Consider the following 24,035-nt stretch of genomic DNA (forward strand, 5'->3'; position numbering starts at 1 on the left):
GTGCCACCTTGGGTGGCTGCCATATCTCGCATATCGAGCGCCTCCTTGTCTCTGTGGTCTGTCAGTTGCCGAGTCGCGGATCCAGGGCGACGAGGCGACTCATGTTTCATTGCGCGCGCGACCGTTCCGGAGTGGCAACGGGATCAAAGCAGGCTCTCCGGCGGGGGATCCGGAGGCTTGCTGCCCGTTCGCGCCAGCGGCGGCACCGTACGATTCACATACGGTGCCGCCGACCGGGGCGGGCGCGGAGGAGTCGATCTCGGCAGCGGACAAGGCTGTGTCCCAGGCGTGGTGACCGTTCTTGCGCCACCACGCTTTACCGAGTGCCGGCAGGGTGTCGATCGGATCGAAGTACGGGTACGCCCGGTTCAGAGCGTCGCCGTCCGCACCCTCCAGAACGGTGCGGTAATTCTTGTTCCAGTAGGAGATCCCGAGGTTCTGATCGTAGCGAACGACCTGATGAACCCACCGTTTTCCGACGAAGGGAACGTCGCAGACCACACGCGGTGTCGCGAAGCCGGGCAGATAACCCATGATCGACAACTGCAGCTGCTGAGCCTGCCACAGCGGCGTTCGCCAGTGCTCGGCGTTCGGGATCATGTCGCACATGTAGAAGTAGTAGGGAAGGATGTTCGCCTCACCCTGCAGCGCGAAGCACAGATCGAGAAGATCCTCGGTGGTGGCGTTGACCCCGCGCATCAGCACACCCTGGTTGCGCACATCACGAAGCCCCGCGTCGAGTAGGCCACGGGTCGCGGCGGCGACGAGTGGAGTCACCGACTGCACATGGTTGATGTGCGTGTGCAACGCCAGGTTGACACCGCGTTCGGCAGCGAGGCGCGCTACCCGGCTGACCCCGTCGAGCACCTTGCTCTGCAGCCAATGCTGCGGCAATGCCGCCAGCGCCTTGGTCGCCAGTCGGATGTCGCGGATCGTGTCGATCTCCAGCAACTGGGTGACGAACGATTCCAACCGCGGCCAGGGAACATTGCCGACATCACCCCCCGAGACCACGACATCACGGACAGTCGGTGTGGCGCGCAGATAGTCCAGCATCTGTCGTTGCCGATCGGCCGGCTGAAGCGTCAGCCTCGTCTTGCTGACCGTCGGCGTCGAGTTGCCGATCAGATCCATCCGCGTGCAGTGACCGCAGTACTGCGGACACGTCGACAGCAGTTCGGCGAGGACTTTGGTCGGGTACCGATGGGTCAACCCTTCCACGACCCACATATCGCTCTCGTGCAGCGAATCTCGTTCTGCGTAGGGGTGCGAACACCATTCGGGGTGACGGTCGCTCAGCACGGGGAGCATGTAGCGCCGGATCGGATCGGCATAGAACAGCTCAGTGAGTGCGCCGCGCTCCGGATCCCACTGCGGAGCCATGGTGTTGAGCATCTGCGGCGGTAAGAGCATCGACATCGTGGCTCGCTGCTGCTGGTCGGCGGCCAGGTCGGCATAGAACCTCTCGTCGAGGAGATCGCCCACCACTGCGCGCAGTTGCCCGATGTTCTTGAGTGAGTGCGCCCGCTGCCATTGCGGATCCTGCCAGTCGGAGGCGGACACCTTCGCCCAACCCGGGTACCGCCGCCAATCCGGCTCGACCAGCAACTTGCGCACGTACATGTACGGCTGATCGGTGACCGCGGTGAAGCCGGCCTCTTCACTTTCGACGACTGTTGTCATCAGACCAGCACCTTCCGCGAGTTGTTTCTGGCATCTGCCGCACCGATCACTTCGGCCGCGGCTCGTCGGCCCGACCTGATCGCGCCTTCCATCAAGCCGAAGTACTCCAGGCTGGTTTCCGTACCTGCCCAGTGGATCCGGCCGTGCGGCTCGGTCAGGGACGGCCCCAGGCGAAGCCAGTCGCCCGGTCCGAACAACGCGGCGTAGCAGCCCCTGCTGTATCTTTCGGCCAACCAGTCGGTCACGCAGCAGGTATCTGGTGGAGGAAGCGCAGGGAAGAGTCGCCCGATATGGGCCAGTGCCGCATCCTTCTGATCGGCCGGCGACAACGCAGAGAAGGCTGAGGCCGCGGCACCGGTGACGAATCCCGTCAGCACACCCGCAGATCCGTCTGGTGGAGAGTCATCGACCGTGGACAGCAGCGGCCCGGTGCTGCTCACCGACCACCCGGACTGCCCGCCCTCACGCCAGATCGGAGCCGGGTAGCCCAGGTGAACCTTGATGGCGCAACCGCGGCCCGTGGCGGTGGTCGCGCGGGGCGTGCACAGGCCCGGACGAAAGTCGATGCGCTGCGCCAAAAGCGGCGGTAGTGCGACGATCACGCGATCAGTCCGAAACTCGGACTGCGCGTGGTCGGTGTCAGCGACGCATCGCACCACCACACCGTCATCGTCCTGATCGATCGCCGCGACAGGTTGGTTCACGTGCACCCGATCGCCGAGTTGAGCAGCCAGCGCCCCGGTGAGCAAGTGCGCGCCGCCGTCGATGCGCCACTGCTGCGCCCCGCCCTCGAAAGCGTTGAGATACCGGATCCCTCCACCAGATCGAAGGTAGAAAGCCATGTGCAGCACGGAGATCGCCGCCGGATCGGCCGCCATCATTTCGCCGAGGAACAACGGAAAGAAGGTGTGGGCGTCTGCACGCGCGACCTCATCGACGAGCCACCGTTGCGCAGACAGATGATCGAGGCGATCCGCATCGGGGGTCAGCCACGGTGCATCCGGCCGGACCGTCTCGACCACATCATCGAGGCAGTCGAACAGGTCGCCCAGTGCCACGGCGTCCAGCGGCGGTACCCTGCTCGCAGTCGTCGTGCGCTCGCCGTCGATCAGGAAGGTGCTCTCGCCGGCCATGCCCGTGGACGCCAGGTTCAGGCCGTGATCGCTGACGAGGTCGAGCAGCTCGGTGTGCTGCCGGCCGAGATAGGCCGCACCTCCGTCGGCGACGACACCCGAGGACACCGGTACACCGCGCATGCGGCCGCCCACCCGATCGCGTGCCTCCAGCACGGTGACCTCGGCCCCTGCCGCCGCCACGTCGCGGGCCGCAATCAGGCCCGCGAGGCCCGCACCGACCACGACGACGCGCGCGTCCGCCCCAGTCATGGCGCCACGACGGCAACGAGATCGAACAGCTCTGTCGCCGTGGGGTTCTCGACGAGGTCGTCATACACGAGTTCTATTCCGAAGTCCCGAGCGACCGCACTCAACACCCTGGTTGCCAGCAACGAGTCACCCCCGAGCTCGAAGAAGTCGGAGTGTTCGTCCACCTCGGTGGTTTTGAGGACTCGCCGGAAGATCTGGACGATATGTTCGGGACTCACCGTTTCGCTCCTTGGTTGTTGCTGTCCACGACGGCACGCCGTGTTGCCGCGCGATCGACTTTGCCGCTGGCCGTGTACGCCAGCGCCGGGACGAATTTCACGCGGGCGGGCACGAATTGTCCTGGTAGGCGCTCACGGAGGAAGGCCTTCAGTTCGGCGGCGGTGGTCGGTCGAGCCGCAACCACGTACGCCGTCAACGACACTCGCCCCAAGACCCGCTCACCGACCACGACGGCGCCGGTGACCGCCGGATGCGTGTTCAGCTGCGTCTCCACCTCAGCCGGATGGATCCGCACCCCGAGGACTTTGAGCTGTTCGTCGGCGCGACCATGCGAATACAGCGGACCGCCTTCGGCTCGGCTGACCAGGTCCCCGGTGTGAAACCAGCGGGCCGGCCCCGTTCCATGGTCCGCGACCGCGAACGCGGTTGCGGTCAGCTCGGGCAGGTCGAGGTACCCGGTGGCCAAGCCCGGGCCGGACACCAGCAGCTCACCGTCGCCCGTGACATGGTCACGCACATGGGGCAGCGGGCGACCGATCGGCGCCTCCTGGTGCGCACCGATCTGAGGTTCGGTTCCGGGACCGCTCAGTTGCGCCGCGTGGGTGATCATCGTCGTCTCGGTGCACCCGTAGGTGTTGAGCAAGCGGACGTCTTCGAGATCGAGATCCCGCCACTGCCGCAGACGAGTGGGATCGACTCGCTCGCCGCCGATGATCACGAGCCGGACGCTGTCCGGCAGGGAGGTCTGCTCCTCGTGCAGGAAGAGCACGAGTTCATGCCAGAACGCTGTCGGCAGGTCCATGACGGTGATCGCCTGTTCGGCGAGCATGCGCACGAAAGTCGGGAACGAGCCGCAGTGGGCCGCGTCGTCGAAGATCAGTGCCGACCCCGCAGTCAGGGCGGGCAGGATCTCCTCCAGGCACGTGTCCCAGCCGAGCGAGGCGAACTGCAACACACGGTCCGTGGGAGTGAGGGCGAAAAGAGAGCGCAGTGCCCGCACTGTGACGGTGAGGGCATGCCGCGATACCGCCACAGGCTTGGGCGTGCCCGTCGAGCCGGAGGTGCACAGAACATACGCTGGGTCGCTCGGACGCCAGCGTAGCTCCGGGAGATCATTCTCGGCCTCCACCTCCTGTGGATCCTGCGCTGCCGATATCAGACGGTCGACGCCCATCGCCGTGGTCAGCGCCTGCACCCGCCCGGCCGGTAGCGCGGCGTCGACGGGGCAGTACGTGGCGTGGGCCCGCAGGACGCCCAACAGCTGATGTGCCACTGCGGGATGGTGTGAGACCAACACACCGATGCGACCGGGCACCCTGTTGATGCCCAAACCCTCGGAGTGAACACGCAAGGCCGCCAGACGGACCCGATCTTCGAGTTCCCGGTAGGTGGTGGCCGTCCCGTTGTGCACCAGCGCAGGGCGGTGAGGCCAGTCGCGGGCTGCGGCAACGAAATCATCGATGATGTCTGCCACGTGCTCGGCTTCGCATTGGGTGAGATGGCCGGTCGACATCGCGTCGTGAGACATGGCTTTCCAAGCGTCGAGGCTTCGTTCGACCGACGACTCGATCGCTCGTTGCAGTTGCGGATTCATTCGACCGTCACCGACTTGGCGAGATTTCGCGGCTTGTCGACGTCGCGGCCCAGGGTCAGTGCCAGGGACCGGGCCAGCACCTGCAGCGGCACCGTCGCCCCGATCGGACCCCAGGGGGCGCTGACGTTGTCGACAACCGGCACAGAACTACCCGCGGGACCGAGGGTGACGATGCGGCCACCGCGTGACGCCACCTCCGCGACGTTGCAGGCCAGCTTGGGCTCGCCGCTGTCGACGACGACAATGGGCGTGCCAGGACCCACCAGCGCGAGCGGGCCGTGCTTGAGTTCACCCGCTGGACAGCACTCTGCCCACCGGTACGTGAGCTCCTTCAGTTTCAGAGCCCCTTCGGCTGCGTACGGTAGACCAGAGCCACGACCGATGAAGATGAACCCATCGGCATCCACGAACTCGTCGACGATCGGTGGTATTGCGCCGCGTGCGACGGTGCTCGCTGCAGCCAACTGATCCGGCACACGACGCAGATCGTCGACCAGGCGTGTTGCCGCACCGGCGGACAGGCGATTCATGGCTACCAGCGCCGAAATCATCAGAGCTGAGCCGGAAATCACCTGACACACGAAAGTCTTCGAGGCGGCCACCCCGATCTCCGGGCCGGCCGAGCACTCGATGACCGCATCGGCGAGCCGAGCGAGCGTGGAGTGTGAATTGTTGGTCAGTGCCAACACATACGAGCCGTCTACTGCGGATGATTCCATCGCGCGAAGCACGTCGGCGGTCTCTCCGGACTGACTCACGGCCAGGCACAGCTGGTCGGGATCCGGAACCTGTGCCGCCGCCTCGCTCGCGACCACGGTCGTTACCGGAAGTGCACCGAGCGAACGAACCAGGTTGGCGATCACGTTGCCGGCATTCAGAGAAGTGCCGCATCCGATCACCTGCAGCCGCCCGAACGCCGGAAGCCCGAGATCGTTCCACAACCTCCCGTTCGCGACGCCGCCGATCAAGCCGTCCAGCACGCGAGCGGCGACGTGAGGTTGCTCGTCGATCTCCTTCGCCATGTAGTCGGTGTAGTCATGCAGTTCGACATCCTCACTGCGCCAATCGCAGCGGCTTGCCATGGGAGGCGATACGACGACCCCCGCATGGCACCACCGTTGCGTGTTCGTCAGTTCCACGACGTCGCCGTCTTCGAGTACGCGGAATTCGTCGATCCAGTCGGCGATCGCCGCGATGTCGCTTGCCGCGAAGTCGCCTTGATCGGTGTGTGCCACGAGCAGCGGAGACCCTTTGGCCGCGACTGCGATTCGACCGGTGCCCTCTTCCAGAACCGCGATCGCCCAGGAGCCCTGAACCCGGCTGAGGGCCTTGTGCACCGCGTCGACGAGGTCGCCGCCGCCGAGCCGCTCGTCTTCGATGAGGTGACAGAGAACTTCACTGTCCACCGGGGTTGCGAAACTGTGTCCGGCGCACGCGAGCTCGGCGCGCAGACTGGCGGCATTCTCGATGATTCCGTTGTGTACGACGCTGATCTCCCCGGTGCAGTCAGCATGCGGATGGGCGTTGTCCTCGGTTACCGAACCATGGGTGGCCCACCGCGTGTGGCCGATCCCCGCTCCGGTGAATTCGGTCTCTGCGCACTGACCCAGTAGCGTCTCCAGGGAATTGATCCGTCCGATTGTCCGCAGTCGCAGCACATCGCCGCCGACGGCCTGTAACGCAACACCCACCGAGTCGTACCCGCGGTACTCGAGCCTGCGCAGCCCGATTCTCAGGTACTCGGATGCCGGCCGGTGTGTCCGGCAGGCGATGATTCCGCACATCACCAAACTCCTCGGCCGTCGCCAGCGAATGTCTTGACGGATATCCCATTTCTCAATGACAGGCCCGAAACTCGGAAGTGTGAAACCGAGCTCGAACTATTCGAATTGCTGTACCTGACTTCGCGATCTGCCACGTTCATGCGTATGAAGATCTCGTCTGAGTCCGGCCCGATCACCATCTGCACCGCCGCCTCGCAACGACTTTCAGCTTCCCCCGCAAACACATCTTCACTATTGACGACCCCGATACCGTTCGTACATGGACCATGAGAGCGATTTTCGGACTGGACCCGGGACTGAATCGGGATCTAGTACGACGAGAAGTCCTCGGCCGCAAAGATGTTGCGAGCGAGTGCTGCGGCCTGTTCACGGCTGCTAACACCGAGCTTGGTCAGCACGCTATGCACGTGATTCTTCACAGTGTGGACTGCAATACAGAGCCGGTCCGCGATGTCGCGGTTCGCCAGCCCCGCTTCCAACATCCGAAGGATCTGGATCTCCCGAGCGGTCAGAGGTAGTTCTCTGGCCGCCGGCTGCCGACGCTGTGAGGCCAGGGCTGACAAGCGCCTGAGCAATATTGCCGACACCCCTGGCGAACACAACGATTCCCCGGCAGCAACTCTGTGTATCAACACAAGCAAGTTTTCGAGGGATTCCGTACGCAGGTGATACCCGGCTACGCCGGCCTCCGCGCACGCGACGATGCCCGATTCGTCCTCCTCCGACACACCGACGACGACCACGCGTACGTTTGGGCTCAATTTCGTTGCTTGCCGTAGCAACATCGCACTATCGCGGGTCGCCATGTTGAACAAAACGACGTGCGGGAGTGTCGCTTGGACTTCGGCTACCAACGACGTCAGATCCCACGCCACGCCGACCCCTACCACGCCGGACTGCGCGGCGAGAACGCCCACCAGACACTCGCGGTGGAGTGCGCAGTCGTCGACGACCAGAACACGGACGTCACGGAGTGACCCGAGTGCACTCGCTACCTTGTGACGCGCTTCCGCTCCGTTGGCTGTCCGCACGATCCGGTCGAGGAACTCGACGTTCGAATGCGGGACTATGAGTGCATCATTCGATGGGCGCCTGTCGACGGGAAGCCAATCGTAGGCTGCTTCGCGACGGTCCCCATCAAGTGAGGCCGGATCACCGGACATTGCAACGGCGTCAGCTGGCCAGGCCGACAGCAACGGGTGGATAGGCGGGAGCTCACTCATCTCGGGCCCCACCATTCGACTCGAAATGCTTGCACCGTCTCACGGTCCCGCCCCGCACGCTGCTGCGTCTTCAAAGGTCCTCCCCCACGGAAACCTGCTGTGTCACCGTGACTCCCGAGAGAGGCCGAATCACATTGTGACTCGTTCGCCGACTCAGAGGGAACGCGATGCAGAGCTAACTCGTCTGACACCCACCACTATCGGGGTCTTCAGAACTGCCGTACATGGGTCATCGGAGCCAACTTTGACTAGACCGGGATCCGGGCCTCCGGCGGTCGTCCTGGTCCCCCCGCAGCTTGTGGAACGCCGCAGCAGCCTCGGCGCGGGTGTTGACCCCCAGCTTTGTCAGCAGGTTGTGCACGTGATTTTTCACGGTATGGACCGCGATGGACAACTCGAGGGCGATTTCCTGGTTCGACCGGCCTAGTTCCAGCATGTGCAGGACCTGGATCTCGCGTGAGGTGAGTACTGGATCCCTAGGTGCAGATCGTCGTGAACCAGCGACAGCGGACACCCGTCGAAGGAGCGTTGCTGCGATTTGTGGCGGGCACCAGGTGTTGCCGTCCGCTACGACATGGATCAGCACGAGAAGGTCGGCCAACGAGTCGACCTTCATGTGGTAGGCCGCCACTCCGGCCTCCGCACAGGCGAAGATCGTGTCCTGGTCGTCCTCGGGAGTCGCGACAGCGACCACGGGCACCTCCGGGCTCAGGTTGCGAGCGGCCCGCAGGAACGTCCGCACCTTGCTGGCGGCCATGTTCAGCAGAATCACGCGCGGTGCTGCGGATTCCAGAGCGCCGATCAGGGAGGGCACGTCCCAGGCGGTACGGACGGACAATTTCCCGTTCGATATCAGTGCCGAAGCCAGCGCTTCGCGATACAGCGTGCAGTCATCGACGATCAACACCTTGCCCGGGGCCGCCGCGCGCGAGTCACCGTTGGTCACAGGGGCCGTCACGTCCACCGCGGACGCGCAACCGGGCCCGTCTTCAACGGCCTTCTACGATCCTGTTGTGTGTCAAACGAATCGACGTTGTTTCCGTCGGCATCGTCACCACTGCACGATTCCTCGGTCAGACTTGGAAGCGCGTAGGTCGTTAGTGTGGGCACAATCCCTGTGGAAGGTGCCGGCCCCGGCGAGTCAACCGGTTGGGGAGCGGCCAACTGAGCGGGCGCGGGGGCCGGCACCGGGCGTGGTGGTGGACGCAATGTCACTGCACCGCAGGGCATGTCGTTCGGACGAGCAGCCATGCCACCTCCCCTGCGCTGTTGCGGGGAAGAGTCGGCGACGCTCAGACGCGCCGGACCGAGAGTGACGAGCTAGCCCACACCCCGCACCCCCACTATCAACCGCGACGGGACCGACGTACATGGACCTTTGGAGCGATTTTCCACCCAGGACCGTGCCTAGTTCCTGTCAATGAGACAGTCATCGCAGTGACCGGCAGACGACCGCCGCTTCCGCCCGCGTGCGGACACCGAGCTTGCTCAAAATGCTGTGTACGTGGTTTTTCACCGTGTGCAAGGTGATACAGAGCTGGTCGGCGATGTCCTTGTTGGACAGACCCTGTTCGAGCATTCGGAGGATCTGCATCTCGCGTGTGGTCAGATCCGGATCGCCCGGAACGGACCGTCGGTCGGATGCCATGGTCGACAGATACCTCAGCAAAACGGCCGAGATCTGCGTCGAACACACAGACTCTCCATCCGCGACCTTGGCGATCAGATCCCGCAGTTCACACAGGGACTCGGACCTCAGGTGATATGCGGCGACGCCCGCCTCGGCGCACGCGATGATGCCGGCCTCATCGTCTTCCGCAATACCCACGACGATCACTCTCGCCAGGGGCCAGATCTGTCGCACAGCACACAACAATGCGATGCTGTCGCGCGTCATCATGCTCAGGAGCACGATGCTCGGAGCCGTCTCAGTCGTCGCCGCGCGCATCGACGGTAGATCCCAGGCGACAGAGGGAGACAACGCACACTCATGGCCGAGGATGGACGCCAAATTCTCCCTCTGGAGTGCGCAGTCGTCGACGATCAGAATGTTCACGGCCGGCAGCCGACGCCGGGCGAGGTCCGGCGGAACGCGCGGCTTGTCACATCGACCGGGCGTGGCAGCCGGCACCATTGCGCCGATGGTGCCGAAATCCCGTGTCGACACCGGGACTGCGAACGCGCCCTCACCGGGTTTACTCACGCACCGGACGGGTGCCGGGCCCCCCATCGCTCCCCACTTCTGCACCGTCGTCGATCTGACTTCGCCCATCGCTCACCTCGGCGTCGACTCAGCGCCGATGCGCCGACGAAACAATCGCGACACACGATGGGCGCGCGATGGACGCAGCAATGCAATTCCGGACAACGAGCTATTCGTCACCACAACCCCCTAGGCCCCCCGACACGGTGCATCCGTACCGCCCGTCCGGACGTGGATGCCTCGTTATCGGCACGCCCCATTATGGTGATTTGCTAGATTAGCAGTCAAGCGCATGAAACGTACAACAGGCTGGATCTTCCCCTAGTCAAGGACTTACCTAGATTGGGCCCTCGCAAAATTATGACATTTTGCCTGGTGTGCCAGCATCCCAGCTCTATGCTGGTGCACGCCGCAGTGCCCGTCTCGTCACAGTTTCCTGTCGTTGCAGCGGCTCATCAGCCGGGAGCACGGGCGATAGACCGCCCCGGAGTTTGGCATCGATGGCGTCAGAATTTGCTGAAGGAGTCCTCAGCCGAGGATGAGCCCCGATGTCGGCACGCCCGTGCCCGCGGTGACGAGCACGTGCTCGACGTCGGGCACCGGGTTCACCGAGGTTCCGCGGAGTTGGCGTACCCCCTCGGCGATGCCGTTCATGCCGTGGATGTAGGCCTCGCCGAGCTGCCCGCCGTGGGTGTTGATGGGCAGTCTGCCGCCGATCTCGATCGCGCCGTCGGCCACGAAATCCTTGGCCTCACCCTGTCCGCAGAACCCGAGCTCTTCGAGCTGGATCAGCGTGAAGGGCGTGAAGTGGTCGTAGAGGATCGCGGTCTGGATGTCCGCGGGCGTCAGGCCCGACTGCTCCCAGAGCTGTCGGCCGACCAATCCCATCTCCGGCAGCCCCAGCTCGGGACGGTAGTAGCTCACCATCGAGTACTGGTCGGGACTCGAGCCCTGCGAGGCGGCCTCGATGACCGCGGGCCGGTGCTTGAGATCCTTCGCCCGCTCCGGCGTCGTCACGACGAGCGCCACACCGCCGTCGGTCTCCTGACAGCAGTCCAGCAGCCGCAGCGGTTCGGCGATCCACCGCGAGTTCTGGTGGTCGTCGATGGTGATCGGCTTCCCGTAGAAATAGGCCTTCGGATTGTTGGCCGCGTGCTTGCGGTCGGCCACCGACACCGCGCCGAAATCGCGGCTCGTCGCCCCGGACAGATGCATGTAGCGACGCGCGATCATCGCTACCTGTGCCGCGGGGGTCGACAGGCCGTGCGGGTAGGAGAACGAATTGTCCACCCCGGTGGAGTCGGCATTCTCGACCAGCCGCATCTGCACCTGACCGAAGCGCATCCCCGACCGTTCGTTGAAAGCGCGGTAGGCGACAACGCATTCCGCCACGCCCGTGGCGACGGCCAGAGCCGCCTGCTGAATCGTGGCGCAGGCCGCGCCGCCGCCGTGGTGGATCTTGGAGAAGAACTTCAGCTCACCGATGCCGGTGGCGCGGGCCACCGCGACCTCGGTGTTGGAGTCCATCGTGAAGGTCACCATGCCGTCGACGTCGGCGGGGGTCAGCCCGGCGTCGTCGAGCGCGTCGAGCACCGCCTCGGCGGCCAACCGCAACTCGCTGCGTCCGGAGTTCTTGGAGAAATCGGTGGCGCCGATCCCGACGATCGCCGCCTTGCCGGACAGGCCGTCGCTCACGCGGCACCTCCGAGGACCAGCGTGGCGGTCGCGATGACATGGTCACCGAGGCTGTTGCGGCCCACGATCTTCAGCGTGACGAGGTCGTCGACGATCTCGGTCACCTCCCCGCTGAACGTCACCGTGTCGTAGGCGTACCACGGCACACCGAGGCGCAGAGAGATCGTCTTGATCACCGCCGTGGGCCCCGCCCAGTCGGTGATGAACCGCTGCACCAGGCCGGTGTCGGTGAGGATGTTGACGAAGATGTCCTTGGAACCCTTGGCCTGCGCCTTGTCCCGGTCGTGGTGGACATCCTGGTAGTCACGGGTGGCGATCGCGGTCGACACGATGAACGTGGGATCCCCGTAGAGCGCGAGTTCGGGGAGCTTGGTGCCGACCTCGACGGCAGGGGCGCTCATGCGTCGGGCTCCCAGGCGTACAGCGTCCACGCGGGCCCGGAGCTGCTCTCCGGGAAATCGATATACGTTGCGCGCACAGGCATTCCGATCTTCACGGCGGCAGGGTCGACGTCGCGGAGCTCACCGAGCATCCGCACCCCTTCCTCGAGTTCGACGAGCGCGATGACGAACGGCAGCGTCCGGCCCGGCACCTTCGGGGCGTGGTGCACCACAAAGCTGAACACGGTGCCCCTGCCCGAGGCGACGGCGTAGTCGGCGGGAGACTCCTTGTCCGCCCACAGGGCGGGCACCGGCGGGTGCTGCAACGTGCCGTCCGGACGCTTCTGAACCCGCAGTTCGTGGGCGTTGACGCCGTCCCAGAAGAACTTGGTGTCCTTCGACGATGCCGGCCGCATCATCGACTCCGCGTCGAGGTCCTCGGGGACTTCCGAGGCCGGCACGTCCTGGTCCGCGGGCCGGAACTTCATGATGCGCCAGAGCATTTCGGCGACGGGTTCGTCGTCGACGGTCCAGGTGATCGTCTGGGTGATGAAGAAACCCTCGCCCAGCGCGGTGCGCTTGGGGCCGATGACGTCGGTCAACTCGGCGGTGACGCTGACCTGTTCACCCGGCTGCAGGTAGCGGTGATAGGTCTGCTCGCAGTTGGTGGCGACGACGCCGACATACCCTGCCTCGTCGAACAATTCGAGGATCTTGCCCAGGGGGTCGTCGTCGGGGCGGACACCGCCCAGCCCCATCATCGTCCACACCTGGATCATGGCCGGCGGCGCCACCACACCGGGGTGCCCGGCGGCCTTCGCGGCCTCCTCGTCGACGTAGATGGGGTTCCGGTCGCCCATCGCGTCGAGCCAGTGGTCGACCATCGGCTGGTTCACCGGGTGACGTGCCTGGCGCGGCGCACTTTTGCCCTCGGCCTTGACGCGTTCGGCTGCGGCCCGGATGTCGTCAACGGTCACCTGGGGACCCTCGGAACTTTCAGCCCGGACGCCGCGATCATCTCGCGCATCACCTCGTTGACACCCCCGCCGAACGTGATGACGAGGTTGCGCTTGGTCATCTTGTCGAGCCAGTCGAGCAGCTCGCCGGTCTGCGGATCCGCCGGGTTGCCGTACGTGCCGACGATCTCCTCGGCGAGCCGGCCGACCTCCTGGATGCGTTCGGTCGAAAACACCTTGGTGGCAGCGGCATCGGCGACGGCGATGGTCTCCCCCGACGCCGCCACCTGCCAGTTCAGCAGCTCGTTCACCCGCCAAATCGCCTTGATCTGCCCCAGCAGCCGCTTGACGTCAGCCTGCTCGATCGGCGTGACACCGTCGGAGCCGGGCTTGGACGCCCACGCATGCACCTGGTCGTAGATGCCGGCGACGCGCCCGGCCGGGCCGAGGCCCACCCGCTCGTGATTGAGCTGGGTGGTGATCAGCTTCCAGCCGCCGTTCTCCTCACCGACGAGCATGTCCGCGGGCACCCGCACGTCGTTGTAGTACGACGCGTTCGTGTGGTGCGCACCGTCGGACAGGATGATCGGCGTCCAGGAGAAGCCCGGGTCCTTGGTGTCGACGATCAGGATCGAGATGCCCTTGTGCTTGGCGGCTTCGGGATCGGTGCGGCACGCCAGCCAGATGTAGTCGGCGTCATGGGCGCCGGTCGTCCACATCTTCTGCCCGTTGACGATGTACTCGTCGCCATGGCGAACCGCCGTCGTCCTCAAGGACGCGAGGTCGGTACCCGCGTCGGGCTCCGAGTAGCCGATCGCGAAATGGATGTCGCCGGAGAGGATTCCGGGAAGGAACTTCTTCTTCTGTTCCTCGGTGCCGTACACCTGCAGCGTGGGACCCACGGTCTGCAGCGTCACCAGCGGCAGCGGGACGTCGGCACGGTTGGCCTCGTTGACGAAGATCTGCTGTTCGATCGGCCCGAGGCCCAGGCCGCCGTACTCCTTCGGCCAGCCCATGCCGAGCTTGCCGTCCGATCCCATCCGCTTGATCACCGCGCGGTAGGCCTCGTTGTGCCGGTTCGACTCCATCGCCTCGGCCTCTTCGGGCGTGATGAGCGTCGAGAAGTACTGTCGCAGTTCGGCTTGCAGAGCCCGCTGCTCGGGGGTCAGTTCGATGTACATTTACGCTCCCACCAGATCGAGACGGTGTGTCGGACCACCCAGCACCCGGGTCAGATCCTTGATCGACGAGAAGTAGCGGTTCATCGGGTAGGTGATGTCCATCCCCATACCGCCGTGCAGGTGGTGGCACAGCCGCATCGCCGGCGGAGCCTGCGAGGTGAGCCAGTAACCGAGGATCGCGAGATCGTCATCGGCGTCGAGGCCCTGGGACAGCGACCACACCGCCGACGTCGCCACCAGCGAGACGGTCCGGGAGGCGATGTAGACCTCGGACAGTTGCGCCGCGACGGTCTGGAACGTCGACAGCGGCCGGCCGAACTGCTCCCGGGTCGCGACGTAGTCAGCGGTCAACCGGAGCGCTCCGGCGACCAGGCCGGCGGCGAAGGCACCGAAGGCGGCCAGCGCCAGCTGGTTCACGCGAAGGGGGGTGGCCCCGGCGAGCACATCACCGTCGTCGACGGCGACGTCGGCGAACGTGACCACGAACTCGTCGGCGCCGGTCGACGTCGGCGTCTTCGTCGCCGAGATCCCGTCGGCGTCGCCGCGCACCACGACCACGCCGTTGTCGGTGGTGACGACCAGCCACTCCGCCTGACCGGCGTAGCCGACGGCGAGCTTGGTGCCGTTGAGCCGGCCGGCCGAGAACGTGGTCGCCGGCCGGTCGGGCTGGGAGACGCCGGGCTCGTTGAGCGCCAGGCTGAGCACCGACCCCTTGGCCACGCCCGCGAGGTAGCGGTCCTGCTGGGGTTCGGAGGCCAGCTCGCCCAGCACCGCTGCCGCAGCGAGGGTGACCGGCGCCGGGCTGATCGTCCCGTGCCTGCCGATCTCGGTCAGCGCGGTCGCGATCTCGGCGAGGCCGAGCCCGTCACCGCCCAGCCGTTCCGGAGCGGCCAGTGCCGGTACGCCGCCGGAAACCAAAGCCTCCCAGCTGTTGTCGCGTTCCAGCACGGACGTCACCACATCGGCGACCGCCTGCTGACCCTCGTCTGGACTGAAGTCCACCCGACACCTCCTCGAGTCTCGATGTGTCAGTGGCTGACCGGGCAACCCTTGCCGGTGTAGTCCACCTGCCAGTGTTTGATGCCGTTGAGCCAGCCCGACTTTAACCGCTCCGGATCACCGATCGGCTTGAGTTCCGGCATGTTGTCGGCGACGGCGTTGAAGATCAGGTTGATCGTCATCTTCGCGAGGTTCGCCCCGATGCAATAGTGCGCTCCGGTGCCGCCGAAACCGACGTGCGGGTTCGGGCTACGCATGATGTCGAACCGGTCCGGGTTCTCGAAGACCTCTTCGTCGAAGTTGGCCGAGCGGTAGGACATCACGACGCGCTCGCCCTTCTTGATGGCCACCCCGCCGAGTTCGGTGTCCTCCAGCGCGGTGCGCTGGAAGGCCGACACCGGCGTGGCCCAGCGGACGATCTCGTCGGCGGCGGTCTCCGGCCGTTCCTTCTTGTAGAGCTCCCATTGCTCGGGGTTCTGGGAGAACGCGATCATGCCGTGGGTGATCGAATTGCGGGTGGTCTCGTTGCCGGCCACCGCCAGCATCACCACGAAGAAACCGAACTCGTCGTCGGAGAGCTTCTCGCCCTCGATGTCGGCCTCGATGAGCTTGGTGACGATGTCCTCGGTCGGGTTGTTCTTGCGCTCCTCGGCCATCTTCATCGCGTAGGTGATGAGCTCGAAGGACGACATCGCAGGGTCGACGTCGGCGTACTCGGGGTCCTCACCGGCGGTCATCTCGTTCGACCACCGGAACAGCTTGTCGCGATCCTCCTGCGGGACACCGAGGAGACCGGCGATGGCCTGCAGCGGCAGCTCACACGACACCTGCTCGACGAAGTCTCCCGAGCCCTCGGCGGCGGCGGTCCGGGCGATCTGCTGCGCGCGGTCGCGCAACTCGGCCTCGAGCCGTCCCACGGCGCGCGGCGTGAACCCGCGGGAGATGATCTTGCGCAGCCGGGTGTGCTGGGGCGCATCCATGTTCAGCAGCACGGCCTTCTGGAGGTCGATCGCGTCGCGGGTCATGCCCTGCGGCCACGTCGGGATCGCGCCGTCGGGCGAGCTGCCGAACAGGTCGTTGCGCTTGGACACCTCCTTGACATCGGCGTGCTTGGTCACCAGCCAGTAACCCTTGTCGCCGAAGCCTCCGGTGCCGCCCGGCACGTCCACCCAGTGGACAGGCTCGGAATGCCGGAGTTGCGCCAACTCTTCTACGGGCAGACGCTCGAGATTCAGGCTCGCGTCGAGGAAGTCGAAGTCGGGGCTGATCGGGCAAGAGTTCGGGCCAGGCATAGGGAAGCACTCCTCAATTGCAACGTGTTCTAGTGCCAGTAAAACATGCCTCCACCGCAGATAAAAGGCACGGCGGCATCGCCGCTTGTCAGAGTAATGAAACGTGTTCTAGCCTGGCGCCATGGGTAACCCTGTCATCGTCGAAGCCACCCGCAGCCCCATCGGCAAGCGCAACGGCTGGCTCTCCGGACTGCACGCCACCGAGTTGCTCGGTGCCGTCCAGAAGGCCCTCGTCGAGAAGGCCGGTATCGACGCCGGCGAGGTCGAGCAGGTCATCGGCGGCTGCGTCACGCAGTTCGGCGAGCAGTCCAACAACATCACCCGGGTGGGCTGGCTGGTGGCCGGGCTGCCCGATCACGTCGGCGCGGTGACCATCGACTGCCAGTGCGGCAGCGGCCAGCAGGCCAACGGTCTGGTGGCGGGTCTGATCGCCTCGGGCGCCATCGATGTCGGCATCGCGTGCGGCATCGAGGCGATGAGCCGCGTGGGACTCGGCGCCAATGCCGGCCCGGATCGCAGCATCATCCGCCCGGCGTCGTGGGACATCGATCTGCCCGACCAGTTCACCGCGGCCGAACGGATCGCCAAGCGGCGCGGCATCAGCCGGGAGGAGATCGACCGCTTCGGCTTCGAGTCACAGCGCAAGGCCAAGCAGGCCTGGGCCGAGGGCCGGTTCGACCGGGAGATCAGCCCGATCGAGGCCCCTGTGCTCGACGAGAACAAGAAGCCCACCGACGAGCGGGCGCCCGTGACCCGCGACCAGGGGCTGCGGGACACCACCCTCGAGGGGCTGGCGTCCCTGAACCCGGTGCTGGAGGGCGGCATTCACACCGCGGGCACCTCGTCGCAGATCTCCGACGGTGCCGCGGCGGTGCTGTGGATGGACGAAGAGAAGGCCCGCGCACTCGGCCTCACGCCGCGGGCACGCATCGTCAGCCAGGCCCTCGTCGGCGCCGAACCGTACTACCACCTCGACGGGCCGGTGCAGTCGACGGCCAAGGTGCTCGAGAAGGCCGGCATGAAGATGGGCGACATCGACATCACGGAGATCAACGAGGCGTTCGCCTCGGTCGTGCTCTCCTGGGCCCGGGTGCACGAGCCCGACATGGACACCGTCAACGTCAACGGCGGGGCGATCGCGCTCGGTCACCCGGTGGGCAGCACCGGCAGCCGGCTCATCACCACCGCGCTGCACGAGCTCGAGCGCACCGACAAGACCACCGCGCTGATCACGATGTGCGCCGGCGGTGCGCTGTCGACCGGAACCATCATCGAGCGGATCTAGTGGGGATTTCTGATGCGGACCGCATCGCCGCGGCGCAGGCCTACATCAGCGCGCTGGCGAGCCACGACGCCGACGGTGTCCCGTTCGCGCCGGGGTGCACCCGTGTCGAGGTCGGCCTCAAGACGGGCTTCTCGGGAAACCACCTGCGGCGCAGCCTGAACGGTGGCCTGCAGTACCGGGTGATCGACGCGGTCACCACACCGGAGTTCACCGTCGACGGCGACACGGTGCGGGCCCGTTTCGACCTGGTGACCACGCCGCGACTGGCTGGCCGCCGGGTGGGCGCTCACATCGACGAGACGTTCCTGATCCCCGCCGACGACCCGTCCGGCCGGGCCCAGATCCACCACATCAACGCTTCCATTCGCCCGTTCCTGACGCGATAAGGTGCACGCCGTGGCCGAACCCTCCCGTCCGCTGTCGGACAAGCAGATCAAGAGTCTGAACTCCAAGCCCGTCGCCGTCGCCATCAAGTGGATGTCGCGCGGGCAGACCTGGCTGTTCAAGAAGACAAACGGCCGGTTCGGCGACAAGTTCCTGCGCGGCTCGGAGGTCGGCATCCTGACCACGAAGGGCCGCAAGAGCGGCGAACCCCGTGACGTGCCGCTGCTGTTCCTGCAGGAGGACCAGCGGATCGTGCTCGTGGCTTCCCAGGGCGGCCGCGACACCCACCCGATGTGGTACCTCAACATCAAGACACACGCGACCGTGTCGTTCCAGACCAAGCGGGAGACACTGTCCCTCGTCGCGCGCGAGGCCGATGACGCTGAGCGCGAGCACTACTGGCCCAAGCTCGACGCGATGTACCCCGACTACGCGAACTACCGGTCCTACACCTCGCGCAAGATCCCGATCATCATCTGCGACCCGGCCTGAATCACGCCCCGTAGACGGGCACCGCGGGGCGCGCCTTCGACAGCAGGTCGGCGACGACGGGGCCGAGTTCGGCCGGATCCCACTTCGCGCCCTTGTCGATCTCCGGTCCGTGCGCCCATCCCTCGGCGACGCGGATCTTGCCGCCCTCGACCTCGAACATCGTGCCGGTGACGTCCCGCGATTCGACGCTGCCCAGCCACACCACCAGCGGCGAGATGTTCTCCGGCGCCATCGCGTCGAAATCCTGGTCCTGAGTGGACATCATGTCCGCGAAGACGGTCTCGGTCATCCGGGTGCGCGCCGACGGCGCGATCGCGTTGACCGACACCCCGTAGCGGCCCATCTCGGCGGCGGCGACGAGCGTCAGCGCCGCGATGCCCGCTTTGGCGGCGCTGTAGTTGGCCTGCCCGACGCTGCCCTGCAGTCCCGCACCGGAACTGGTGTTGATGATGCGGGCGTCGACCTGCTCGCCGGCCTTGGACTTGGCCCGCCAGTACGCGGCCGCGTGCTTCATCGTCGCGAAGTGCCCCTTGAGGTGTACGGCAGTGACCGCATCAAACTCTTCTTCACTGGTGTTCGCGAACATCCGGTCCCGCACGATGCCGGCGTTGTTGACCAGGACATCGAGACCGCCGAACGCGTCGACGGCCGTCTGGATGAGGCCTTCGGCCTGCGCCCAGTCCGCGACGTTGGCGCCACTGGTGACGGCTTCGCCTCCGGCGGAGACGATCTCGTCGACGACGCTCTGCGCGGCGCTGCCGCCGCCGGCCGGCGATCCATCCAGGCCCACACCGATGTCGTTGACCACCACCCGCGCGCCCTCGGCGGCGAAAGCCAGGGCGTGCGCCCGGCCGATTCCGCCGCCCGCACCCGTCACGATGACCACACGGCCGTCGAGCAATCCCATGTGTGTTGTCTCCTTCAGTGTTTGATGTCTGCAGTGGTGGTCGACAGGTAGTGCGGTGGCTCGCCGCCGCCGTGCACCTCGAGCGACGCCCCGCTGATGTAGGACGCCGCCGGGGATGCCAGGAACGCGGTGGCCCAGCCGATGTCCTCCGGTCGGGCGAGCCGGCCGAGTGGCACGTTGCGCGAGATCGCGGCGATGGAGTCGGCGTCGCCGTAGAACAGTTCGGACTGCTCGGTCTCGACCATTCCGACGACCACCGAGTTCACCCGCACCTTGGGCGCCCACTCGACGGCGAGCGTGGCGGTCATGTTCTCGATGCCGGCCTTCGCCGCGCCGTAGGCGACCGTGCCGGGGGTGGGTCGCCGGCCGCTGACACTGGAGATGTTCACGATCGACCCACCCGAATCCTGCTGCTGCATCACCGCATTGGCGTGCGTCGACACCGACAATGCGCCGAGCAGGTTGAGCTCGACGATCTTGCGGCTGAACTTCGCCGACGCCTCGGCGGCCAGGACGTAGGGCGAGCCGCCGGCGTTGTTCACCACGACGTCGAGGCGGCCGTGGTCGGCGGCGATGCCGTCGACCAGGGCGGCGACCGCGTCGTCGTCGCGGATGTCGCAGGCCCGGAACTCGAAGGGGGATCCGTCGACGGGACGGCGCGCACACGTCACGACGGTGGCGCCTTGCTCGGCGAAGACCCTGCTGATACCGGCGCCGACACCGCGCACACCGCCGGTCACGAGCACGACGCGGCCGCTGAGGGCGAGGCGGATGGTGCTGTCGACGGCGTCAGTCACTGTGCTAGCGTACCAAGCAAGTGCTTGCTTAGGTAGCCACCCAGGAGTTGCGCATGCCGATCACCACCGCGACGGTGGAGCCGGGAATCGTCTCGGTCACCGTCGGCTACCCGCCCGTCAACGCGATTCCGTCGCGCGGCTGGTTCGAACTCGCCGACGCGATCACCGCGGCCGGCCGTGACCTCAGCACGCACGTGGTGATCCTGCGCGCGGAGGGTCGCGGCTTCAACGCCGGCGTCGACATCAAGGAGATGCAGAAGACCGAGGGCTTCACCGCGCTGATCGACGCCAACCGCGGCTGCTTCGAGGCGTTCCGCGCGGTGTACGAGTGCGCGGTGCCGGTAGTGGCCGCGGTCAACGGATTCTGCGTGGGCGGCGGCATCGGGCTCGTCGGCAACGCCGACGTCATCGTCGCCTCGGACGACGCGAAGTTCGGGCTGCCCGAGGTCGAGCGCGGGGCGCTCGGCGCGGCGACGCACCTGTCCCGCCTTGTACCGCAACACATGATGCGCCGGTTGTTCTTCACGGCGGCCACCGTCGACGCCGCGACGCTGCACCACTTCGGATCGGTGCACGAGGTCGTCCCCCGCGCGGAGCTCGACGACGCCGCGCTGCGGGTGGCCCGCGACATCGCGTCCAAGGACACCCGGGTGATCCGCGCCGCCAAGGAAGCGCTGAACTTCATCGACATCCAGCCGGTCAACGCGCGCTACCGCATGGAGCAGGGCTTCACGTTCGAACTCAACCTCGCCGGCGTGTCCGACGAGCACCGCGACGCGTTCGCGGGGACGGACAAGAGAGCTAGATGATTCGGCGGGCACGAGCGAAGCGAGCGGGGAAGTAGTGGCAGACAAGAGAACGACTCTCGACGAGGCGGTCGCCGGGGTCGAGAGCGGCATGACGATCGGCATCGGCGGATGGGGATCGCGGCGCAAGCCGATGGCGTTCGTGCGGGCGCTGCTGCGCACCGACGTCACCGACCTGACCGTGGTGAGCTACGGCGGACCCGACATCGGCCTGCTGTGCTCGGCCGGCAAGATCAAGCGGGTCTACTACGGCTTCGTGTCGCTGGACTCGCCACCGTTCTACGATCCGTGGTTCGCCAAGGCGCGCACGTCCGGGACCATCGAGGCGCGCGAGATGGACGAGGGCATGCTGCGCTGCGGACTGCAGGCCGCCGCGCAGCGACTGCCGTTCCTGCCGATCCGCGCCGGACTGGGTAGCGACGTCCGCGCATTCTGGGGAGACGAACTCAAGACCGTGCGTTCGCCGTACCCCACGGGTGACGGCGTCGAGGAACTGATCGCGATGCCCGCGCTGAACCTCGACGCCGCGTTCGTGCACATGAACGTCGGCGACGCGCGAGGCAACGCGGCCTACACGGGTATCGACCCGTACTTCGACGACCTGTTCCTGATGTCGGCCCAGAAGCGTTACCTGTCGGTCGAGAAGGTGGTGCCGACCGAGGAACTGGTGAAATCGGTTCCGCCGCAGGCTCTGCTGATCAACCGGATGATGGTCGACACCGTCGTCGAGGCGCCGGGCGGTGCGCACTTCACCACCGCCGAGCCCGACTATCGGCGCGACGAGAAGTTCCAACGGCACTATGCCGAGGCCGCCGGATCCGACGAGACGTGGTCGTCGTTCGTCCAGACGTACCTGTCCGGCAGCGAGGCCGACTACCAGGCGGCCGTGCGCAAGTTCAAGGAGTCCACCGAGGGGGACCGAGCATGATCTCCGCAACCCGCGCCGAGGTGTGCGCCGTCGCCTGCGCCGAATTGTTCCGTGACGCAGGCGAGATCATGGTCAGCCCGATGACCACGATCGTCTCGATCGGCGCCCGGCTGGCGCGGCTGACCTTCTCCCCGGACATCCTGCTCACCGACGGTGAGGCCCGGCTGATCGCCGACACCCCCGCCATCGGCGCGGCCGCGGCGATCGAGGGCTGGATGCCGTTCGGCCGGGTGTTCGAGACGCTGGCCTGGGGCCGTCGCCATGTCGTGATGGGCGCCAACCAGATCGACCGCTACGGTAACCAGAACCTGTCGGCGTTCGGGGCCCTGCAGCACCCGACCCGGCAGATGTTCGGCGTGCGCGGCGCACCGGGCAACACCATCAACCACGCCACCAGCTACTGGGTGGGCAACCATTCCACCCGGGTGTTCGGCGACTCGGTCGACGTGGTCTCCGGAATCGGCTGGGACAAGGTCGATCCCGACAATCCCGCCTACCGGTTCGTCAACGTCTTCCGGGTCGTGACCAACCTGGGCGTGTTCGATTTCAACGGTCCCGACCACCAGATGCGTGCGGTGTCGCTGCATCCCGGGATCGAGCCCGAGCAGGTCGCCGAGAACACGTCGTTCGAGGTGCACGGACTCGGTGAGGCCGACACCACCCGGCTGCCGACCGCCGACGAGCTGACGATCCTGCGCGAGGTGATCGACCCGAAGGCGCTGCGCGACAAGGAAGTCAGGGTCTAGCCATGGCCGCATTGCAGACTCCGCTCACCGAGCTGGTGGGCATCGAACATCCCGTCGTGCAGACCGGGATGGGGTGGGTCGCCGGCGCGCGGCTGGTGGCGGCGACCTCGAATGCGGGCGGCCTCGGCATCCTCGCCTCGGCGACCATGACGCTCGAGGAGCTGACGACCGCCGTGGCCAAGGTCAAGGCCGCGACCGACAAACCCTTCGGCATCAACATCCGCGCCGACGCCGGCGACGCGAACGACCGCGTCGACCTCCTGATCCGCGAAGGAGTCAAAGTCGCCTCCTTCGCCCTGGCTCCCAAGCCCGATCTGATCGCACGGCTCAAAGAAGCGGGTGTGGTGGTGATCCCGTCCGTGGGGCTCGCCAAGCACGCGAAGAAGGTCGCCGGCTGGGGCGCCGACGCCGTCATCGTGCAGGGCGGCGAGGGTGGCGGGCACACCGGTCCGATCGCGACCACGCTGCTGCTGCCGTCGGTGCTCGACGCGGTCGCCGACACCGGGATGCCCGTGATCGCCGCCGGCGGCTTCTTCGACGGGCGGGGACTCGCGGCCGCGCTGTCCTACGGCGCCGCAGGCGTCGCCATGGGCACCCGCTTCCTGCTGACCTCCGACTCGACCGTGCCCGACGCGGTGAAGGAGCGCTACCTGCAGGCGGCGCTGGACGGCACCGTCGTCTCGACCCGGGTGGACGGCATGCCGCACCGGGTCCTGCGCACCGGCCTGGTGGAGAAGCTGGAGAGCGGATCCCCGGTGCGCGGCCTCGCCGCGGCGGTGACCAACGCACAGAAGTTCAAGAAGATGACCGGCATGACGTGGCGGTCGATGATGCGCGACGGCATGGCGATGCGACACGGCAAGGACCTGAGCTGGTCGCAGGTGGTGATGGCCGCCAACACCCCGATGCTGCTGAAAGCCGGCCTGGTGGAGGGCAATACCGACGCCGGCGTGCTCGCCTCCGGTCAGGTCGCCGGCATCATCTCCGACCTGCCGTCGTGCGCCGAGCTGATCGAGAGCATCGTGCGCGAGGCGATCGAGCATCTGGAATCCGCGGGCTCGTTCATCAGAAGGTGAAGCAATCAGCTTCATAGCGT

General features: G+C 66.3%; 23 protein-coding genes. 7 read left to right on the plus strand and 16 right to left on the minus strand.

All coding sequences use genetic code 11. The features are described from left to right. Nucleotides 1-99 precede the first annotated feature (99 nt). The 14 genes from MCHLDSM_RS01770 to MCHLDSM_RS01835 all read right to left on the minus strand — a co-directional run bounded on the left by MCHLDSM_RS01770 (nucleotide 100) and on the right by MCHLDSM_RS01835 (nucleotide 16,594). Complete coding sequence (locus tag MCHLDSM_RS01770; protein WP_048468612.1) at nucleotides 100-1,683, minus strand: KamA family radical SAM protein; 1,584 nt, start codon at nucleotides 1,681-1,683, stop codon at nucleotides 100-102. Then, the gene (locus MCHLDSM_RS01775) at nucleotides 1,683-3,068 is read right to left on the minus strand and encodes a flavin monoamine oxidase family protein (RefSeq protein ID WP_048468613.1); all 1,386 of its coding nucleotides are present in this window, start codon (nucleotides 3,066-3,068) and stop codon (nucleotides 1,683-1,685) included. Before MCHLDSM_RS01775 ends, MCHLDSM_RS01770 begins: the two co-directional genes overlap by 1 nt. Continuing rightward, nucleotides 3,065-3,286, minus strand: a complete 222-nt coding sequence (locus tag MCHLDSM_RS01780) for a phosphopantetheine-binding protein (RefSeq protein ID WP_048468614.1) — start codon at nucleotides 3,284-3,286, stop codon at nucleotides 3,065-3,067. Before MCHLDSM_RS01780 ends, MCHLDSM_RS01775 begins: the two co-directional genes overlap by 4 nt. After that, complete coding sequence (locus MCHLDSM_RS01785; RefSeq protein WP_234713820.1) at nucleotides 3,283-4,761, minus strand: AMP-binding protein; 1,479 nt, start codon at nucleotides 4,759-4,761, stop codon at nucleotides 3,283-3,285. The genes MCHLDSM_RS01780 and MCHLDSM_RS01785 overlap by 4 nt, the downstream gene beginning before the upstream one ends. Nucleotides 4,762-4,877: 116 nt before the next feature. Beyond that, nucleotides 4,878-6,665, minus strand: coding sequence for a glutamine--fructose-6-phosphate transaminase (isomerizing) (gene glmS / locus MCHLDSM_RS01790; RefSeq protein ID WP_048468615.1), 1,788 nt, complete (start codon nucleotides 6,663-6,665; stop codon nucleotides 4,878-4,880). A 308-nt stretch (nucleotides 6,666-6,973) separates the two neighbouring features. Then, a complete protein-coding gene (locus MCHLDSM_RS01795; RefSeq protein ID WP_109788725.1) occupies nucleotides 6,974-7,888 on the minus strand; it encodes a response regulator transcription factor in 915 nt (304 codons plus the stop codon). Between the two features lie 229 nt (nucleotides 7,889-8,117). Then, nucleotides 8,118-8,834: a response regulator transcription factor gene (locus MCHLDSM_RS01800; protein WP_158023716.1), complete on the minus strand. Its 717-nt coding sequence runs from the start codon at nucleotides 8,832-8,834 to the stop codon at nucleotides 8,118-8,120. Between the two features lie 483 nt (nucleotides 8,835-9,317). Then, nucleotides 9,318-9,944: a LuxR C-terminal-related transcriptional regulator gene (locus MCHLDSM_RS01805; RefSeq protein WP_060937570.1), complete on the minus strand. Its 627-nt coding sequence runs from the start codon at nucleotides 9,942-9,944 to the stop codon at nucleotides 9,318-9,320. 675 nt (nucleotides 9,945-10,619) lie between these two features. Next, nucleotides 10,620-11,774: a 17-hydroxy-3-oxo-4-pregnene-20-carboxyl-CoA lyase gene (locus MCHLDSM_RS01810; protein WP_048418682.1), complete on the minus strand. Its 1,155-nt coding sequence runs from the start codon at nucleotides 11,772-11,774 to the stop codon at nucleotides 10,620-10,622. Between the two features lie 8 nt (nucleotides 11,775-11,782). Continuing rightward, entirely contained in the window at nucleotides 11,783-12,187 is a 405-nt protein-coding gene (locus MCHLDSM_RS01815) for a MaoC family dehydratase (protein ID WP_048468617.1), read from the minus strand. Then, nucleotides 12,184-13,143 carry a bifunctional MaoC family dehydratase N-terminal/OB-fold nucleic acid binding domain-containing protein gene (locus tag MCHLDSM_RS01820; protein WP_048468618.1) on the minus strand — a complete coding sequence of 320 codons (960 nt, stop codon included), beginning with the start codon at nucleotides 13,141-13,143 and terminating at the stop codon, nucleotides 12,184-12,186. The genes MCHLDSM_RS01815 and MCHLDSM_RS01820 overlap by 4 nt, the downstream gene beginning before the upstream one ends. Further along, the gene (gene fadE29, locus MCHLDSM_RS01825; protein ID WP_048468619.1) at nucleotides 13,140-14,303 is read right to left on the minus strand and encodes an acyl-CoA dehydrogenase FadE29; all 1,164 of its coding nucleotides are present in this window, start codon (nucleotides 14,301-14,303) and stop codon (nucleotides 13,140-13,142) included. The genes MCHLDSM_RS01820 and fadE29 overlap by 4 nt, the downstream gene beginning before the upstream one ends. Continuing rightward, nucleotides 14,304-15,305 (minus strand): acyl-CoA dehydrogenase family protein, encoded by a 1,002-nt coding sequence (locus MCHLDSM_RS01830; protein WP_048468620.1) that lies wholly within the window; start codon nucleotides 15,303-15,305, stop codon nucleotides 14,304-14,306. Between the two features lie 26 nt (nucleotides 15,306-15,331). Then, a complete protein-coding gene (locus MCHLDSM_RS01835) occupies nucleotides 15,332-16,594 on the minus strand; it encodes a cytochrome P450 (protein WP_048468621.1) in 1,263 nt (420 codons plus the stop codon). A 121-nt stretch (nucleotides 16,595-16,715) separates the two neighbouring features. Between MCHLDSM_RS01835 and MCHLDSM_RS01840 the strand changes: the two genes are divergently transcribed. The 3 genes from MCHLDSM_RS01840 to MCHLDSM_RS01850 are packed head-to-tail and all read left to right on the plus strand — an operon-like array spanning nucleotide 16,716 to nucleotide 18,755. After that, nucleotides 16,716-17,879, plus strand: a complete 1,164-nt coding sequence (locus MCHLDSM_RS01840; RefSeq protein ID WP_048468622.1) for a steroid 3-ketoacyl-CoA thiolase — start codon at nucleotides 16,716-16,718, stop codon at nucleotides 17,877-17,879. Further along, nucleotides 17,879-18,265, plus strand: coding sequence for a DUF8021 domain-containing protein (locus MCHLDSM_RS01845; protein WP_048468623.1), 387 nt, complete (start codon nucleotides 17,879-17,881; stop codon nucleotides 18,263-18,265). Before MCHLDSM_RS01840 ends, MCHLDSM_RS01845 begins: the two co-directional genes overlap by 1 nt. A gap of 10 nt (nucleotides 18,266-18,275) precedes the next feature. Continuing rightward, nucleotides 18,276-18,755, plus strand: a complete 480-nt coding sequence (locus tag MCHLDSM_RS01850) for a nitroreductase family deazaflavin-dependent oxidoreductase (RefSeq protein ID WP_048468733.1) — start codon at nucleotides 18,276-18,278, stop codon at nucleotides 18,753-18,755. 1 nt (nucleotide 18,756) lies between these two features. On the opposite strand, the gene MCHLDSM_RS01855 is transcribed toward MCHLDSM_RS01850, so the two are convergent. Together MCHLDSM_RS01855 and MCHLDSM_RS01860 are read right to left on the minus strand one after the other, a co-directional pair. Beyond that, the gene (locus MCHLDSM_RS01855; RefSeq protein WP_048468624.1) at nucleotides 18,757-19,662 is read right to left on the minus strand and encodes an SDR family oxidoreductase; all 906 of its coding nucleotides are present in this window, start codon (nucleotides 19,660-19,662) and stop codon (nucleotides 18,757-18,759) included. Nucleotides 19,663-19,676: 14 nt separating this feature from the next. Then, nucleotides 19,677-20,459 carry an SDR family oxidoreductase gene (locus MCHLDSM_RS01860; protein WP_048468625.1) on the minus strand — a complete coding sequence of 261 codons (783 nt, stop codon included), beginning with the start codon at nucleotides 20,457-20,459 and terminating at the stop codon, nucleotides 19,677-19,679. Between the two features lie 53 nt (nucleotides 20,460-20,512). Here MCHLDSM_RS01860 and echA20 point away from each other — a divergent pair, with 53 nt between their 5' ends. The 4 genes from echA20 to ipdC are packed head-to-tail and all read left to right on the plus strand — an operon-like array spanning nucleotide 20,513 to nucleotide 24,015. Next, nucleotides 20,513-21,268: a (7aS)-7a-methyl-1,5-dioxo-2,3,5,6,7,7a-hexahydro-1H-indene-carboxyl-CoA hydrolase gene (gene echA20 / locus MCHLDSM_RS01865; RefSeq protein ID WP_048468626.1), complete on the plus strand. Its 756-nt coding sequence runs from the start codon at nucleotides 20,513-20,515 to the stop codon at nucleotides 21,266-21,268. A gap of 34 nt (nucleotides 21,269-21,302) precedes the next feature. Continuing rightward, nucleotides 21,303-22,193: a cholesterol ring-cleaving hydrolase subunit IpdA gene (ipdA, locus tag MCHLDSM_RS01870; protein ID WP_048468627.1), complete on the plus strand. Its 891-nt coding sequence runs from the start codon at nucleotides 21,303-21,305 to the stop codon at nucleotides 22,191-22,193. Further along, nucleotides 22,190-22,939: a cholesterol ring-cleaving hydrolase subunit IpdB gene (gene ipdB / locus MCHLDSM_RS01875; protein WP_048468628.1), complete on the plus strand. Its 750-nt coding sequence runs from the start codon at nucleotides 22,190-22,192 to the stop codon at nucleotides 22,937-22,939. Before ipdA ends, ipdB begins: the two co-directional genes overlap by 4 nt. 2 nt (nucleotides 22,940-22,941) lie before the next feature. Next, entirely contained in the window at nucleotides 22,942-24,015 is a 1,074-nt protein-coding gene (gene ipdC / locus MCHLDSM_RS01880; RefSeq protein ID WP_048468629.1) for a (3aS,4S,5R,7aS)-5-hydroxy-7a-methyl-1-oxo-octahydro-1H-indene-4-carboxyl-CoA dehydrogenase, read from the plus strand. The last annotated feature ends 20 nt before the right edge of the window (nucleotides 24,016-24,035 follow it).

It is taken from the genome of Mycolicibacterium chlorophenolicum (assembly GCF_001044235.1).
Taxonomy (GTDB): Bacteria; Actinomycetota; Actinomycetes; order Mycobacteriales; family Mycobacteriaceae; genus Mycobacterium; species Mycobacterium chlorophenolicum.